General features: G+C 51.5%; 12 protein-coding genes. 3 read left to right on the top strand and 9 right to left on the bottom strand.

What is annotated here, in order from left to right; genetic code table 11:
* The first annotated feature begins 234 nt into the window (after positions 1–234).
* Positions 235–2001 (top strand): hypothetical protein, encoded by a 1767-nt coding sequence (locus V5J77_RS04295; protein ID WP_338554561.1) that lies wholly within the window; start codon positions 235–237, stop codon positions 1999–2001.
* A 435-nt stretch (positions 2002–2436) separates the two neighbouring features.
* Complete coding sequence (locus tag V5J77_RS04290) at positions 2437–3714, top strand: LysM peptidoglycan-binding domain-containing protein (protein WP_338554560.1); 1278 nt, start codon at positions 2437–2439, stop codon at positions 3712–3714.
* Positions 3715–3869: 155 nt separating this feature from the next.
* Here V5J77_RS04290 and V5J77_RS04285 read toward each other — a convergent pair whose 3' ends face one another.
* The 8 genes from V5J77_RS04285 to V5J77_RS04250 all read right to left on the bottom strand — a co-directional run bounded on the left by V5J77_RS04285 (position 3870) and on the right by V5J77_RS04250 (position 14359).
* On the bottom strand, positions 3870–5525 hold the full coding sequence (locus V5J77_RS04285) for an MDR family MFS transporter (RefSeq protein ID WP_338554559.1): 1656 nt from the start codon (positions 5523–5525) through the stop codon (positions 3870–3872).
* 32 nt (positions 5526–5557) lie between these two features.
* Entirely contained in the window at positions 5558–5986 is a 429-nt protein-coding gene (locus V5J77_RS04280) for a MarR family transcriptional regulator (RefSeq protein WP_338554558.1), read from the bottom strand.
* Between the two features lie 255 nt (positions 5987–6241).
* The gene (locus tag V5J77_RS04275) at positions 6242–7093 is read right to left on the bottom strand and encodes a sugar phosphate isomerase/epimerase (protein ID WP_338554557.1); all 852 of its coding nucleotides are present in this window, start codon (positions 7091–7093) and stop codon (positions 6242–6244) included.
* 519 nt (positions 7094–7612) lie between these two features.
* On the bottom strand, positions 7613–9118 hold the full coding sequence (glpK, locus tag V5J77_RS04270; protein ID WP_338554556.1) for a glycerol kinase GlpK: 1506 nt from the start codon (positions 9116–9118) through the stop codon (positions 7613–7615).
* 12 nt (positions 9119–9130) lie between these two features.
* Positions 9131–10069: a transketolase C-terminal domain-containing protein gene (locus tag V5J77_RS04265; RefSeq protein ID WP_338554555.1), complete on the bottom strand. Its 939-nt coding sequence runs from the start codon at positions 10067–10069 to the stop codon at positions 9131–9133.
* 3 nt (positions 10070–10072) lie between these two features.
* The gene (locus V5J77_RS04260; RefSeq protein ID WP_338556542.1) at positions 10073–10918 is read right to left on the bottom strand and encodes a transketolase; all 846 of its coding nucleotides are present in this window, start codon (positions 10916–10918) and stop codon (positions 10073–10075) included.
* A gap of 103 nt (positions 10919–11021) precedes the next feature.
* Positions 11022–12455, bottom strand: a complete 1434-nt coding sequence (locus tag V5J77_RS04255) for an L-fucose/L-arabinose isomerase family protein (RefSeq protein ID WP_338554554.1) — start codon at positions 12453–12455, stop codon at positions 11022–11024.
* 80 nt (positions 12456–12535) lie between these two features.
* Positions 12536–14359, bottom strand: coding sequence for a DUF5605 domain-containing protein (locus V5J77_RS04250; RefSeq protein WP_338554553.1), 1824 nt, complete (start codon positions 14357–14359; stop codon positions 12536–12538).
* A 283-nt stretch (positions 14360–14642) separates the two neighbouring features.
* On the opposite strand from V5J77_RS04250, the gene V5J77_RS04245 reads away from it, so the two are divergent.
* Entirely contained in the window at positions 14643–15686 is a 1044-nt protein-coding gene (locus tag V5J77_RS04245) for a LacI family DNA-binding transcriptional regulator (protein ID WP_338554552.1), read from the top strand.
* 421 nt (positions 15687–16107) lie between these two features.
* Here V5J77_RS04245 and V5J77_RS04240 read toward each other — a convergent pair whose 3' ends face one another.
* Positions 16108–17649: a DUF5597 domain-containing protein gene (locus V5J77_RS04240; protein WP_338554551.1), complete on the bottom strand. Its 1542-nt coding sequence runs from the start codon at positions 17647–17649 to the stop codon at positions 16108–16110.
* Between the last annotated feature and the right edge of the window lie 45 nt (positions 17650–17694).

Here is a 17694-nt window from a genome sequence, read left to right as displayed (position 1 = left end):
TACATTCCCATCTGTAATATAGGATTAGCTCATATATTAAGATGTTTCTGTGTTGCAGGCTTTTGGACAGAGAGACTACGACTAACAAGCAAGAAATATGGTAAACTGTACGAGAAGCAAATCCGAAGGATTTATAAATTCGCCGTGTTAGGTAAAGCGCTTTATCAAAATCCGAAACAAAGGTTTTCTGATTGTAATAAGGATACATATACCAAACTAAAAAGGAGCAACCATATGGACCCTATTTATCAGCGCTTGGTGCAATTAAACGATGAGCTTGTCACCCAATCTCTTGGCCTACAAATAAAAGACTCCGAAAGCCGCAATGTCGGAGGGATCATCGACTCCTTTACCGGTCTGCCTCATCCGAGCCATGTCGGCACAGGAGCTGTTATTGCAAAGTGGACTGCCTCGTTGTGCAGCCCTGAATCAGCCTTCTACCGCGACGAGCAGCTGCTTGAAAGACTCGAGCTTGCACTGCAATATATGCTGAACCGCCAGCATAACGACGGAACGATTACGCTTGGCTCAACTAACTACCACTCACCGCCAGATACCGGCTTTGTCGTCATTGGCTTTGCGCAGCTTTATGAGCTATTGGCGCAGCAAAGTGTGGAATATCCCGCTTTTGAAAAGACCGTTTCCCTGCTTGCGTTGTTTCTGAAGCGGGCAACGCCAGCCATGCTTGAAGGCGGCTGCCATACGCCCAACCATCGCTGGATTTTGACAGCGGCCCTCGGTCTGCTGAACAAGTTGTTCCCTGATCCGGCGCTTGTGGCTCGCGCGAATGCTTGGCTTGCAGAAGGCATTGATATAACGGCAGATGGCGAATGGACTGAGCGCAGCAACGGCATCTACAATGCCGTTAGCGATATTGCCCTCTACCATGCAGCGATATCGCTTAATCGCCCTGAGTTGCTGGAAAGCGTACGCAGCAATCTGCGCATGATGCAATATTTGGTCCATCCTTCCGGTGAGGTTGTAACCGACTACTCCGGCAGGCAGGATTATGGACAGCCTTCGGATATGTCCGGTTATTTCCTCCCCTACCGCTTGATGGCATCGCATGACCGTGATCCGCTATTTGCAACCCTTTCTGATTATGCGGGCCCTTTCTTTAAACAGTTCTACTCGGTGACCGACCATCCGCTCATTGGCTACCTGCTCTATCCGGAGCAAATGGACATCAGCCATATAAAGCGGGCGGCGCTGTCAGATCAATATGTAAAAATCATCAACGCTCAGCACCCGATTCATGAAGATTTGCAGCAGATGAAGAAGCTGGGGCATCAGCTCCACATTACGCACAGCTCTGCGCATACCGCCTTCGGCGCGCCGCTCGTTCGTGTCCGCGATGGACAGACAAGCGCAACGGTTATGACGAATGCGCCATCCTTCTTCTCGCTCCGCCATGGCTCGGCGAGCCTGCTTGCAGTTAAAGCGTCAACTGCCTTTACCCCTGGCGTGGTCAGCTTCGATCAGTTTCAACAAGCAGAAGACGGTCGATATAAGCTCGGCAAACGCATGTATAAAGGCTACAACGGCCCGATTCCAAACGAGCTGCTTCCGCCGCTTGCAGCAGACGGTGTCACTGCTGGCGTCCCCTGGTATCTCCTTCCACATGGAGAACGGAAAGCGACCCATTTGCAAGAGCAATTCATCGAAGCGGAGCTGACACAAACGGCAGACGGCTGGGACATTCACCTGTATTCCGATAAGCTGCAAGAAGATGTGATGACACAGCTGACGTTCGTTTTTGCCAAGGATGGCAAGCTAAGCGGTGAAGGTCTCGAAGCGATTGCCGGCAGCAGCAACTATTTCTTGAAGCAGGGCTCCTGCCGCTATGAAATGTCGGATGGCTCGGCAATCGAGCTGACTTCTGGCGTATTCGAGCACTGGATGCCCTCCGTTCGCGACGATAGCCACCCGGCTGGCTGTCAAAGCGTGGTCGTTAATTTATTGTCCCCAGTCGATAACCGCTTTTCGATTCGGTTATCGTAGTAAAAGCCATGGTGAGAGATGGCTGCGCTGCATGAAAAGCTTGACTTCCGATCGTCATTACCCTTGAATTTCTATAACTACCCTATTTAATGGGGAAATCCAACGGTAAAAGCATATGCTTCCGAAGCTGCTTTCCTACGGAAAGCTTTAAACGAACGCTGACGCTTCTCCAGTTCAAGCTTTTCATTCCACTCCGCCCCCTTCACCACACTTTTAAAACAAACCAAATTATAAAAGCTACAATGCCGCTCTAGGCCCCCATTTTTATTTGGGGGCCTTTTTTTAAAACAGGTGAAGAGCAGAAGAGCAAAAGAGCTGAAGAACAGAAGCAAACCCACACACAAAGAAGGAAAAGTGAAGCCGAAGTCTTTTTTCATAGAACGGTCGAATATAAGTAGATAAAGAACTTTTGCTTGGGGGAGGTATTATCGCGACATGCATATCCATACGGTTAAAAAAGGCGATACGCTATGGCAGCTAGGACAGCGCTTCGGCGTCAGCACAGATGCTATCGCTTTGGCAAATGGCATATCTGCTGATGCTCCACTCGTCATTGGCCAGGCAATCATTATTCCTTCGGAGACTGGCAATCACAAGGTGCTTCCGGGGGAGAGCCTATGGTCGATCGGCCTGAAATACGGCGTGACAATCGAACAGCTCATGCGCGCCAACGAGCTCAAAAACCCTGCCCTCATTAAGGCTGGCCAAGTGCTCATCATACCCCAGCCGGAGAAGCCTATCATTGAGGTGAACGGCTATACGGAAAAATTCGACGCGAGCGGCGTAGCGCTCGTGCATGAAATTGGGGCGAACCTTACTTATCTCAGCCCGTTCAGCTACCGTATTCAGTTGGACGGTACGCTGGTGCCGATCGACGACAGCGCTATTATTGAAGCGGCCTTTCAAGAGAAAGTAGCACCGATGATGGTGTTAACCAATTTTGAGAACGGCACCTTCAGCAGCGATATCGCCCATGCCGTGCTGACGGATGCCGCGATTCAAAGCGCAGTCATTGCGAGTGTTCTGTCCGTTATGCAGCAGAAGCGCTATATGGCGCTGAATGTGGATTTTGAATATGTGCGACCGGTGGATCGTGAGGCTTATAATGCTTTTCTGCAAAGGCTGGTCGATGCGCTGCATCCTCATCATCTGCTCGTCTCCACCTGTCTTGCTCCCAAGCAAAGCGCGGAGCAGAAGGGCACGCTATACGAAGGTCATGATTATGCCGCCCATGGGCGAATTGTCGACTTCGTTATTTTGATGACGTATGAATGGGGCTGGTCCGGCGGCCCTCCGCTCGCCGTCGCTCCACTCAACGAAGTCGTTAAGGTGCTAAATTATGCGCTTTCCGTCATCCCCGCCTCCAAAATTGTTATGGGCATGCCGCTCTATGGCTATGACTGGACGCTGCCTTATGTGAAAGGCGGCAAATGGGCGCCAACGGTTAATCCGCCGCAAGCTGTTGCACGGGCTGCCAAATATGGCGCTACCATTGAGTATGATCCAATAGCCGAATCGCCTCATTATACTTATTATGATGAACAAGGCGCGCAGCATACGGTCTGGTATGAGGATGCGCGCAGCGTACAAGCTAAATTCAATATTGTGAAAAATTATAAGCTCAGGGGGGTCAGCTATTGGGTGCTCGGCGTGCCTTTCCCGCAAAACTGGTACGTCCTGCAGCAAAACTTCACCATCCGCAAGCTCGTGTAGCAGCGCTGCTGCCCGCCAACAAGCAAAAGCCCTCCGCTGCCGGAAGGCTTTTGCTTGTTGTTATGTCCATCGTTCGCAACATTGTTTGTTTCAACGTTCGTTTCATCGCTTGCAGCAACATTCATTCGTATGAGCTGCCCTCTATTCAAATTCGCTTATTCCGTCGGCTGACTGACCAGCTTGCCATGCAGCTTGCTGCCTGTATCTGTATCCTTATCCGCTGCTGCATCCGTGTTTGCTGGCTGTGGTGCTGCATTTGACGTACGGAGCGGGATTTCCTTCAGGAAAAAGGTCAAAATGACCGCACCAACCAAAATGAGCGTACCTGCAAGAAACACGGTTGAAAGCGACGAAGCAAGCGCTTCGCGAAGCATTTCCACCATTTTTGTAAACAACGGTTGAAGGTCGGCAGGCAGGCTTTGGTGCAGCTTTTCTAGCTCCGGCTGGTTCGTCAGCATTTGCGGATTGGCAAACACAGCGAACTCTTGAGCCACCTTCGGATCAAGCTTGCTGAGATCAACAGCATCTCCCGACTGGGCAAGCTCGGTCAAATTGCTTTTCAAGCTGGTAGACAGCACGGTTCCCATTACAGCAATACCGATGGTGCCGCCCATATTACGGAACAGCTGCATAGCCGCCGTTACGGCGCCAAGCTCCTTGAATGGAACCGCATTTTGAATGGCCAGCGAAAATACCGGCATTCCTAGACCAAGACCAAGGCCGAAGACGATCATCGCCAATACCGCCATCCAGACGCTGTTCATAAACACCATCAGCACCATGCCCGCTACCATGAGCGGCATGCCGATTAAGGCGAATTTTTTGTATTTGCCTGATTTACTAATCAATTGACCGCCAATCGCGCTCGTAATTACCATCCCAATCGACATTGGCATCGTGACATAACCCGCATAGGTTGGCGAAATCGCCAGCACGCCTTGCACGAAGAAGCTGAGATAAATCAAAGCGCCCATCATCCCGAAGTTCATCAGGAAGCCGATCACATTAGAGAGCGTGACAATCCCGTTTTTGAAAAAATGAAGCGGCAGCACCGGGCTTTTCGCCTTGGACTCCACGTACACGAAAATCAGCGCCGATACAAGCGTTGCCGCGAATAAGCCAATCGTTTGGGCGGAGCCCCAAGCATATTTCGTACCCGCCCATGTGAAAGCAAGCAGCAAAGGCACAAGCGTCGTCGTCAGAAATAACGAGCCCAAGTAGTCAATTGACTCGGATTGCTTGCGCTGCGTCTTCGGAAACAGCGTCAAAATCATAATGAAGGCGATGATACCAATCGGCAGGAAAATCCAGAACACCCAGTGCCATGCCATGTGGTCAACAATGTAACCGCCAAACGTAGGGCCAATGACGCTGGAAAAGCCAAAAACGGCTGTCATTATGCCCGTCCATTTGCCGCGCTCCCGTGGCGGGAATAAATCACCGACTGCGGTAAAGGCCGTCGCCATAATAATACCCGCGCCTACACCTTGAATCGCACGGTAGAAAATCATTTGATACACATCAGTTGACGTTCCGGCAAGAAAAGCACCGACGATAAAAAATAAAATACCGGCCAATATAAATGGCTTACGTCCGTAAATATCCGACAGCTTGCCAACTAGAACGGTTGCGATGGTTGAAGTCAACATGTAGATTGAAATCGACCATGTATATAGCTCCATCCCGTGCAGCTCGGCAATAATTCTCGGCATCGCCGTACTGACGATGGTTTGGTTGATCGCTGCAAAAAACATAGCGAACATAATAGCAACCATAATGGTCAGCTTTCTTTTTTGTGATAAATGCTCCATAGATTAAATCTCTTCCCCTCATTCGGTATGAATTAAATAGCCATATGATCGTTTAGCTTTTTGAAAATCCGTTTTAAATGTGCGATGTCCTCTGGGTCCAGACAGTTTAACATCATGCCCAGCGTCTCTTTTTGATCATCCGATATTTGGTCGAGAGTAGCTTTCCCTTTCTCGGTAATATCAATGTATACGACGCGGCGATCCTCCTCATCCCTAACCCGATCAATATTACCTTCCGCAGATAGCTTATCAGCTAGTCCCGTTATGGCAGCAGCGGAAATGCAAAGCTTCTCTGCCAGATCGGACACTCTTTGCTGCCCATCTTGCTTGAGCCAATAAAGCAGCTTGAACTGGGACAATGACATATTCCCTTGCATCCGTTTGTTCCACTCCGAGTTCGCATTTTTCATAATTAATTTGAACATGGTCGAGAGCTCGACAACGTCTTCCTTGCTTGGCATGCACTCACCCCTTCCCTGCTTGCGTTCATCGTCCAATCATTCCATCGCTTCGACATAAAGCGCAATTAATAAATATTTCATCACTAAACTATTTATCACTATAAATCTTTTCGAGGAATTAGTCAATGCTTTCGCCCATTTGAATTCGGGATGGCCGCCGGGTCACTTAGCCAATTAAAAAAAGCCGAAATCTGCCATACAGATTCCGGCTCTTACTATTTTAACTATATGAGTTGTGTTAATGACGTTTGTGTTCTACAGCTCAGCCAACAGCTTAGTCAAAGCTTTAAAGCTGATCTCAATGCTTTCCAGCTCGCCTTTATTTGTTGCGTCCTGCTCTACAATAATGTATTTCGCGCTTGTATACTTCTGGGTCGCCTGCAAAATGCCCGCAATATCAATTGTGCCTTCTCCAATTTCAGTAAACGCATCCGGGCTTCCGATCGACATGAACGTCCCCATCGTAACGGGCTCATTCTCATCAAGCGTTTCAAAAAGGTTAACCGGATTAACGCTTGCCGGCAAATCCTTCTGATGAATAAATTCGCAGCGGCTGCCCAGCTTCTCCATATAGCTTGTAACATCAACGCCTCCACGCAGCGCCCAATAGGTATCAAGCTCGAAGCTAACATTTTCAGGAGAGGTATGCTCCAAAATAATGTCGAGCGCATAGCTTCCATTGAACTTCTGGAACTCATGGAAATGGTTATGATAAAGCAGGCTGATGCCCTGCTCGCGCATTTGGCTGCCGTAGCGGTTCAGCTTCTCGCTGAATGCAAGGACGTCCTCGTAATTGGTGAAAAAGGAGATCGGAATAATCGTTTTCGTACAGCCCAGCTCTTTATTGAAGGCAATGACATCTGCGATTTGAGCATCGTCCGAGACGAATATATGCGTGGCGATGACGTTCAGGCCCGCTTGATCTACAAGCTGCTTCAATTCAGCAGCCTTGAGATCGCCGAGCTTGAACAAATCCTGGCCTGTAAAATCAAGTGGAATTTCGATGTTTCGGTAGCCAATTTCCGCAATTTTATTCAAAGTGCCAGCGCGGTCACGTGCGAATTCAGTTTTGGCAGAAAACAACTGCAAGCCAATTTCCAATGTCATAAAGTGTTTCCCCTCTCGATGTGAGCATATGAGCATAAAAACGTTTACATTTTGTTTATACCTTAAAGCTTGTACCAGCGTCAATGTTGGTTTGTCCAATATTTTGCGCAACAGAAGCTTACTCTAAATATACATATCTATCCATTCAAACCTTTGCCATGTTATAATTGTAAAGCAATAGAAAAGGCTTACAAGGGCGGTCGGCTACCTCCTTATAGAAGGGAGGGATGCCTTGTGACAGTATTTGAAGCACTCATGCTTATGCTTACCTTTGGTACGCTTCTCGTGGCGCTAATCGCACTACTGTTCAATACAAACAAATAGACCGCCCTCGGTCAAAGGTAGCGGTCTATTTATCGTCATCCTATACTGAAGCCTACCGCCCTTAAAAGCGGCTAGTGCGCAGAGGGCCGTGTTGACGCACGGCTCTCTTTGCATTGTACGCATTTTCTATACGCATTATAACACGTATCAAAGCCTCTAGTCATGTAAAAGTCATCTATTATGTTGACTTTTTATCTAGCCATCATGCAATACGGAAGCAACAGCTTGCTTCCAGCCTTTATACAAGCGGTCGCTCTCCTCTTGCGCCATCGCAGGCGAATACGAGCGATAAGCGCTCGCCTTAGCGCCCAATAGCTGGACCAATTGCTGCTCATTCTTCCAAAAGCCTGTACCTACGCCGCCCATGTAGGCGGAGCCCATAGCGGAAAGCTCCGCTACGCCGGATTTAGCGACGGTTTGCCTTAGCATATCCGCCTGAAACTGCATCAGAACAGCATTGTCCGATGCTCCGCCATCGGCCCGCAAACCTTTCAACGCGATGCCGGTCTCCGCCTGCATCAGCTCGGCCGCATCGCGTACCTGATACGCGATGCTCTCCAGGGCGGCGCGCACAATATGCGCCTTGCCCGTGCCCCGGCTCAAGCCGGTAATCGCCGCCCGGGCATGCGGCTTCCAATACGGCGCTCCCAGCCCGACGAAGGCTGGGACAAGATAGACGCCGTCATTATCCGGCGTCTCCTCAAGCAGCTGCTCAAGCTCGCCAAATGAGCTGAACAGCCCCAGATTATCCCGCACCCAGCGCATGCTGTCGCCGGAGGTGCGAATAACCGCTTCCAGCGCATAGGTCATTTTGCCGCTGAGTCCCCAGGCAATAGCGAGCACCAGCCCATTGCCGGAGGAGACTGGCTTGCTGCCCACATTCATCAGCACCGACGTTCCGGTGCCATAGGTCGCCTTCGCCATGCCCGGCTCCAGACACAGCTGCCCGTACAGCGCCGCCTGTGAATCCCCTACGATGCCCGTAATAGGCACTCGCTCAGCGAATAAATCCGAGTCGTTCGTATAACCGAACCGCTCATCCGAGCATTTCACCTCGGGCAGCACAGCCAGCGGAATGCCGAACAGCTCGCATAATTCCGCATCCCATTGCATCGTGTGGATATTCAACAAGGACGTCCGACTTGCATTCGTATAGTCGGTCGCATGCACTTCCCCGCCCGTCAGCTTCCACAGCAGCCAGCTGTCGATTGTACCGACGCGCAGCCTCCCTGCTGCGAGCAGTTCTTTAGCGCCAGCGGCATGCTCCAGCAGCCAGCCCCATTTTGCCGCCGAGAAATATGGATCAAGCAGCAGGCCTGTCTTCGCTTGCACCAATGGTTCGAAGCCATCTGCTTTCATGGCATCGCAGCGCTCAGCTGTGCGCTGGCATTGCCATACAATCGCGCGATGGACAGGCTCGCCCGTCTCCTTATCCCACATTACAGCGGTTTCCCGCTGATTCGTAATGGTAAGTGCCGCCAGCTCGGTCGCCGCTACGCCTGCCGCTTGCAGCGCTTCCTTCGCTGCCTGCTTCACCTGCTCATAAATTTCCAGCGGATCATGCTCCACCCAGCCTGCCTGCGGATAATACTGTGTATGCTCCGCAGAGCTGCGCGATACAACCTCCCCCGCGCGATTTATAACGAGCGCCTTCGTGCCAGAGGTGCTTTGGTCAATCGTCAGCAGATAGCTTTTGTCCATTGCCGATGCCCTCTACCTTCCCAGCATGCCAAGCGCAATCTTCTTAATATTGCTGCTGCTGATGCCATAATGCTCAAACACCTCTGATGTTTTGCCTGCAATCGCCGGCTCATCGGGAATACCCAAAATCCGCATCGGCACCGGATGCTGCTGCACAACCACCTCAGCAACCGCCGCGCCAAGCCCCCCATGTATGCTGTGCTCCTCAACGGTAATGATGCCGCCTGTTTCCTGCGCAGCACGTACGATGGCTTCCTCATCAAGCGGCTTAATCGTATGCATGTTCAATACGCGTGCCGATACGCCAGCTTCCGCAAGCTCTGCCTGCGCATCCAAAGCGGTTCTGACCGTTTCTCCCGTCGCAATAATCGTAATATCCGTGCCCTCGCGCATCGTCACGGCCTTGCCGATAACAAATTCATAGTCATCCGACTCGTAGCTGTCTTCAACTGGATTGCGGCCGATACGGACGTACACGCCACCCTCATGCTGGACCAGCGCTTCGGTCATCCGCTTCGTCTCATGGCGGTCCGCCGGCAAAATAATCGCCAGCCCCGGAATTGCCCGCGCTACCGCAATATCCTGCACCGAATGATGCGACATGCCGAGCGCGCCGTAGCTGACTCCGCCGCTAATGCCAACCAGCTTCACATTCGTGCCGGAATAAGCGACATCGACTTTAATTTGCTCAATGCTGCGCATGCTAAGGAAGCAGGCCGGTGACGTTACGAATGGCTTTTTGCCGCTATGGGCAAGACCTGCCGAGATGCCGACAATATTTTGCTCCGCGATGCCGACCTCTACAAACTGCTCGGGATAAGCATTCGCGAAAGGCGCCATTGCCGCAGAGCCGCGCGAGTCGCTGGCCAGCACCATAATATCTTTATCCTCCTGCGCCAGCGTCACCAGCGTCTCGCAAATCACTTGCCGATTCGGTATTTTGTTCGCCATCGCTTATTGCACCTGCCCTTCCTGTGTATAGCTGCCGATGACGGCCTCAAGCTCGGCAAGCGCCTTTGCCAGCTCCTCGTCATTAGGCACATGATGATGCCAATGCGGAACATTTTCAGCAAAAGACACTCCCTTGCCCTTCACCGTATTCGCCATAACGAGCGTTGGCTTGCCTGCCAGAGCTGGTGCAGCCTCGAAAGCTTCTACAAGAGCGTCGATATCATTGCCATCAATGGAGACGACATGCCAGCCGAAGGCCGCCCATTTTTCCTCCAATGGCTCCAGCCCCATAACCTCTTCCGTCGTACCGCTAATTTGCAGCCGGTTGCGGTCGATAATGCCAACCAAATTGTCAAGCTTGTAATGAGCGCCAGCCATCGCCGCTTCCCAAACCGAGCCTTCTGCCTGCTCTCCGTCGCCCATTAGGCAAAATACGCGGCTCGCCCTCGCATCCTTCTTCGCAGCAAGCGCCATGCCTACCGATATAGCAAGCCCATGTCCAAGTGCCCCTGTATTCATCTCTATGCCTGGCACCTTATTATTCGGATGGCCGATGAGCCTCGTTCCGAACTGACTGAACGTCGCAAGCTCCTCCCTCGGGAAAAAACCGAGATCGGCCAATATGCACCATAATGATTCAACGGAATGCCCTTTGCTTGCAATAAAACGGTCGCGCTCCTGCCATTTTGGCCGAGCTGGATCAATCGTCATAATTTTATAATATAAGGCCGTTAAAATATCCGTATTGCTCAATGAGCCGCCTGTATGTCCTGTTTTTGCGCCATGGATCATGCGAAGCAAATCCATTCGGATTTGTGCCGCCTTGCTTTTGAGCTCCGTGCTGCTCAAGCCCAAGCTTACCTTGCTCCCCATCGTTAGCCCTCCTCGTTGTTTGCCTCGGCGTTGCATGCTTCGGCATTTTCCTCTGCTTCAGCTATCACCATTATTCCGCTTACAAGCCTGCTCCGCGCAGCCATGCCTGAATTTCACGTTCTGTCGGATCAACCGGATCTGGCTTCAAGCCAGGAATATATTGGCATGCTTCATACAGCGCCGGAATCGCATTGGCATGAATGCCAACGGAGTGGTGAACATAGGGGCCTTTGACCAGCTTTTCTTCCCATAACGGCCAATCATTAACCTCAACCCACACATACGAGCCGCGTGTGTACGGCCCTTGAATGCCGCGGGCTTTGCCCAAAAACAGCTGGTATTCGCCGTGGTCGCCGTCGAAGCGGGCCAGCGTCATGCCTCCGCCCTTAATTTCACCTTCATGTGTACCCGGTGAATGATCGTCGAACAGGAAATGCTTGCGCAGCCGCGGCTTATTCTCGACAGACAAGGAAACCGGGAAGTTTCCGCAGTGAAAAAGCAGCTCGCCATTGGCGTTTTCTGGATGGCGTACGGTTAAATCTGCGAAGAACGTTGGATGCTGATTCATCGTCGCCGCTTGAACCATGACCGACGTAATAGCGCCGTGAATATCCGTCTCGCAGGTCACAGGAATCTGCTCATCGGTGAGAATCGCATTGGCGAGACATGGCATAATGCCCATGGCATCCTGCAAGGAAGACCAGCATTGAATCGCAATCGCTGTGCTGCCTGTCTGCACGGCATATTGCTTCATCGCTACCTTAAGCGCAGCAATGCGGCGCACATCGGCTTCCGTCACCTCCGACCAGTCGAGCTTCTCTTTAATGTAGTCAATCGCTTGCGCCAGCTCCGAGCTGTTGCCCTTCTCAATGCGCTGCGAGGCGCGCTGAATATCGACTAGCGTAATCGGATGAATTTCTATGCCGAAGCGCTCAAGCAGCTCGCCTTCATTGCACATCATCGTCCAAAAGGAAGCCGGGCGCGGCCCGATTTGCAAAATTCTTAAAGAACGGAATTTACGAACGACATTCGCCGCGGCGATAAAGTTCGTGAAGCCGCGCTCGAATACCGGATCATCGACCCTTGTGTTCGTGACATAGGTGAATGGAACGTTGAAGCGGCGCAGCACCTTGCCCGAAGCGAATAAGCCGCACTGCGTATCGCGCAGCCTCATGCCGTCCTCAAGCGGCGACTCATCGCGCGGGCCCCACAGCAGCACCGGCTTACCGAGCGCCTTGCCTACACGGGCAACAGTGTCTTCAGTACCGAAGTTGCAATGCGGGAAAAAAACCGCATCGACATTTTCACGACGGAAATGCTCCGCAATTTCATCCGCGTTAATGTGATCATCATAGAGCAGCCCCTCGCTGTTAAGGCCCTCCAGATCGACAATGTCTATATCCATGCCGAAGCTTTCGATTTTTTCCTTGATGAGCACCTTATACCGAAATGCATCCTCTGCACTAAAAACAAACCGTCTTGTCGGCGCGTAGCCAAGCTTCAACTTTTTCACCGTTGACTCCCCCTTGTTGACTCATAATGATGGATTAGGCCAAGCTAATAAGCCGCTAAACTATTAAGATTTCGTATCTGCTAAAAATTCGTATTTGCGCGCCGCATTTGAATCGCCATGTAAGGCTTGCCCGGCAGCTCAATGCGGAACGTCCCTTCATACGTGCCAGTCTGCTTGGTCACCGTCATATTCCACGTATCCAGCACCTCGACCTCATACGCAATGCCCGGCTTCATCGTAAAATTTCGGTAGCGCGGCTGATTGAAGCCGTAATAAAACAAATAATACGTATCGGCAATGCCAGCCGATGGAGCGTCCCACTCAGACCGCAATGGATTTAAGCCCTGCTCCGGCCCTTCCTCCATCACCTTTCTCAGAAAAGCAATACGCTCTGGGCTTGTGCCATGCAGCTTGCCGCCCTTCGACCACCACAAAATGTCCTCGGGGTGCAAATAGGTTTCCCCATGGCCGACGTAACCGCCGCGAATTGCACCTTCCCAGAAGCGGCGCACCATTTCCTCGCCCGAAATATTGCCCCAGCCCATGTCGATATCGCCTTCATAAGCGCATTCGTCAATGACAATCGGCTTGTTCCAGTCCTTGCGCCACTGGTCGGTGTTCTCTGCCGTCCGGTATACATCCACCCGCTGAACGCTGCAATGGGTGATCCAAGGGCGGGTATAGTCATAAAAACCGAAGCAATTATGAATGGAAATGAGATGACCGTAAGGATCATTATCCGTGACGATCTGGGCAAAACGCTCCCAATCCGCCTCCTCCTTCGCCCACATCAGGTCATATTCATTGGCAAGCGACCACCAGACGTTGCGGTATGCAGCCAGACGCGCTGTAATGTAGCGGAGGTAGCGGTCATCCGCCGACTTCGGCATTTCCGAGAAGCCCCAGCGGTCGTAGGCATGGAATAAAATCAAGTCCGCCTCAATGCCCAGCCTGCCTAGCTCGGCAATCCGCTGCTCCAAATGGCGGAAAAACGCGGGATTAAAGCGCGTAAAATCCCATTGTCCATCTGCGGAGCGCTCATACGGGTACAGCGGCGGTTCATTTTCATTGAAAAGGTAAGCTTTGGGGAAGACGCACATCCGCAGCTTGTTGAAGGGCGTCTGCGCGAGCGTGGCGAGCGTCTGCTCCTCCAGCTCCTGACCCTGATGCGTCCACGCATAACAGGTCGTTCCTACAGGCAAGTAACGGCTGCCGTCCTCGTAGGCAAAATGAAACGTGTCCGCTACCCGAACCGGACCGTTGTTTCCTGCTTCAGCGCTATGGCAGACAAAGCTGCCGGTAATGCCGTTCATGGCGCCGACGCTGCTGCTCGTGCGATAGCGCCATTCGCCTTCGGCATCGGGCATAAATCGCACGCGGTAGATGCCGTCGCCATCATAGAAGCCTTGGACGGTGAGGCTTCGCTCTCCTTGGCTGAACACGGCGCTGATCGCCGCATCCGTGAAAGGATTGCCATGAGCGGGGCCATGCAGTTCCAGCTCATAGACGTCCCAGCGCGCGACTTCGCCCTGCGCAAGCAGCTTCGCTGACCCCTCAGCATCGGCCTGCGCCCTTGCCTGTGCCTCCAACGTTACACCTGCCGAGTGCTGTAGCTGCGCTGCTGAAGCTTCGTTGCTCTCATTCTCTAAAGCAGAAGCGGCCTTCTGCTCCGTTCCATCCTCGATTACGTATTCAATGCCAGCAAGCTCAGCCAACACCTCTGCTACCCATTCCGGCGAGCGGATTAAGGCTTGGTTTGAGGTGGCGAAGCGCGGCAGCGTATTCATTTTTATAAAAGAAAGATAAGGGGAATGCTCAAGCTCGGGCGCATGCTTTAACAGAACCTTTCGCCCCTCCGGGCTTGCCCAAATATATCCGATCTTCGTTTCTTCGCTAAAAATCATCTTCGCATCCTCCTATTGGCTGCTGCTTTTGTCTAATAAAAGTTTAGTTGAATCAACTAAACTAATCACTAAACTATTGATGGACTTTCCCTGCATTCATACCCCTAATTTAGCAGTAAAAAGGCTTTGAGTCAATAAGTTTATATAAATAAAACGCTTCAATTTAGTATATTAACTAAATTATTTAGCTAAACTACGATTGTCCATTGCTTTTAATGTCTGCTGGATATACACTAAACTTACTAAACATTTGGCTGCAAGCTCGAAGGGAGAAACACTTATTGTGAAAATGGAAGACATCGCTGCCCTTGCTGGCGTATCTAAATCAGCCGTTTCGCTTGCCTTCAGCGGCAAGCCGGGCATTGGACAAGAAACCCGCGAGCGTATTTTGCAGGTGGCCAAGGACAATGGTTACTTGCCCAAAACGCGTGCCGCCCAGCCGGAAGCCGCCAGCAGATCGCTGACCTTTCTCGTATTAGCCAATTCCGGCATCGTGCTGGAACAATATTATCAACAGCCTTTTTTCCGCGAGCTTATTCATTATATAGAGGTGCGTTGCCGGGCCAAGGGGTATTCGCTGCTGTTTACGTCGATTGACGTAAACGCTTTTTCCAGTGACAGCCATGCCTTGGCGGAGGATATCCGCAGTGATGGCGTCATTTTGCTCGGTACAAACCTTGATAGGGCGCAAATTGCAAGCTTGGCTGAAAGCTTGCCGGCACAGCTCGTTGTGCTCGATACATGCTTTGAAACGCTTCCCGTCCATTTCATTGCGATCAACAATGTGATGGGCGGTTATCAGGCGGGCGAGCATTTATGCGAGCTTGGCCATAAGCATATCGGCTATTTGGCCTCCAATGTGCGGATCAGCAATTTTGAGGATCGGCGCAAAGGGTTTATGGCCGCCTTAGAGGAGCGGGGACTGTCAATCGACGAGGAGGATATTTTCTCGGTAGCCCCGACGATAACGTCATTTCAGGAGGAGCTGAAGCATCAGCTCGCCGCCAATCAAGCTGCCGGACGCAAGCTGCCGACCGCCTTTTTCTGCGAATGCGACTATATCGCAATCAGCGCCATTAAGACGCTGACCGACCTTGGGTTCAGCGTTCCCGAGGACACCTCCGTCGTTGGCTTCGACAACATTTCGGAGGCGCGTATTGTTTCACCGGAGCTCACGACCGTTCATGTTGAGAAAGAACGCATGGCCCATCTAGCCGTTGATTTAGCGATTGAGGCCATTGAGCAGGACCATGAGGTCAAAACCAAAATAGCCGTCGACACGCAGTTTATCGTCCGCCACTCATCCAGCGCACCAGCTAATCAATGACGAATAGCCCTTCCAGGACTGCACAAAGCGAGAGCCAGGAGGGGCTATTTTAGGATGATTACGGTGACCGCGCTGCCTTGTGTAAACGGAGCACACGAAGCACTCTGGGCACTCGGGGTACTCGGGGTACTCGGGTCGCCCCTCTTTTTTGGAGGACTGAGTTTCCGCTATTTTGACTCTTGACCCGCTTTTAGGTCGCACGCGGACAGGAGATCCGTTATGACCGTATTTATCCTGTCAAAATGGCTATTTCCAGCACATTAGCGGCTTCTGAGTCCGCAGCCGATGCCACAACCCTTGTTCGGGAAGTAATAGCTGCTGCTGTGTCCACAAAGTCTGGCTTTGTGCAAGGTTCTACGTGTAAGGTACAAAGTATAAGGTACTACGTGTAAACCCCAGCTTGTAGACACAGCCGCGACTATTATTCGTATTTGTAAGCCTCAATATAAAGAGCAGAGGCGTAATCGCCCACCGCAATGCGATACGCAGACTCATCGCCGTTTAGCACTCGTCCCCGCACCCACACATTTTGCTCGAATGCTCCTTCCTCCACGCGGATCAAGCCGACCTTAGCGCGTTCACCCTGCTTGGGCAGCAGTTCCACCGAAAAGCCGATTCCGGCGAAAATAAATCGGTCATCGGACAGCTCAATGACGAGCCCGCCTGCCGGAGGCGTCCCTTCCACTGCCCGTTTATAAGATAGCTTCACATCGTAATGCGGGAAGGGGAGAATACAGCCGCCATCGTTTTGCTGGAGAAAACCGGTCATTTTTCCCGTACCGCGTTTTTGCCCGATCAGCCCCAGCATTCCTCCGAGCAGCTTATAGCTTGCTGCAAGGTACGGGCCTGTTCCATTTACGATAAACCCGGAAAAATCAATATTCAGCGCCATCATAATACTGAAATCTGGCCCGCCGCCTTCAGCTTCCTCAGGAAAAAATCCTTCTATACCGAACGGCGCAAAGCCTAATGCATCATGCTTGCCCATGGCGTAAAACACATTGGCCGCCGATGAGACGTCTCGCCGCGCCTCAGGAATAAACAGCGGGTTGCCATCCTGCGTGTATTCCATACAAACGTCCGCGAAGCTAGGCAAATAAATATCAGGAGCATATAGGCATAGGGTCGGTGCTGCAAGCTTCCACATTTTCAGCACCTTGGCAATTGGCCCGCCGCTCGGATACGTGCCTGCACGCCATGGATATTGCTCCAGCCATGCATTGACGAACATCGGCAGCGGATAGGACTTACTGCCAGTGCTCGCAATACGTTCAACCGCCAGCGCATAATGGTAAGCCATGAACCATTCGCCCGCATCCATTCCAAAGGCCTGCACCCAGCAGCCTTGTACGCCATAAGCGTCAGCTACCTGCTGAGGTACTGCTGCTTCGAATACAGCATTCGCCGCTGCTGAATAATCCCGATCACTGCCTAGAAAGCCGATTTCGTTTTCCACCTGCAGCATAATAACGGTGTGATTTCCCTCATCAAACACTTTAAGAAACGCCATCAAGCGTTCGAAGGCTGCCGCATCCGCCGTTACCGCCGCTTCACATAGCGGAGAAATCGTATCCGAGGGCGAACCATCGGCATATGTGGCACGGAAATACGTCACATAGTCCCGTTTTACCCAGCTCGGCACGTAGCTGGACTTACCGTTTTTCCATAAGCCGAACCAAAGCAGCACTAAACGAATATTTTCTGCACGAGCCTGCTCAATTAAACCTTCTACGAGTGAAAAATCAAACACTCCCTGCTCTTGCTCGATTAATTCCCAATATACTGGAGCAATAATTGTATTTAAATTCAGCTTGCGAACCTCCGGCCACACCTTCTCCTGCATATAAGCAAGATTTGAAGCGCTGGAATTATGAATTTCCCCGCCTAGCGCAAGGTATGGCTCACCATTTACGTACAAGGTGGCTATACCATTCTCGCTCACCAAATGAGGGATTTGCTTCATTGCGTCTACCCCCTTCCGTTTCAACCGTCAACGTATAGAAGCGCG

Origin of the sequence: Paenibacillus sp. KS-LC4, from assembly GCF_036894955.1 — a bacterium.
Classification (GTDB): Bacteria; Bacillota; Bacilli; order Paenibacillales; family Paenibacillaceae; genus Pristimantibacillus.
This window is presented reverse-complemented; position numbering and strand designations above follow the sequence as displayed.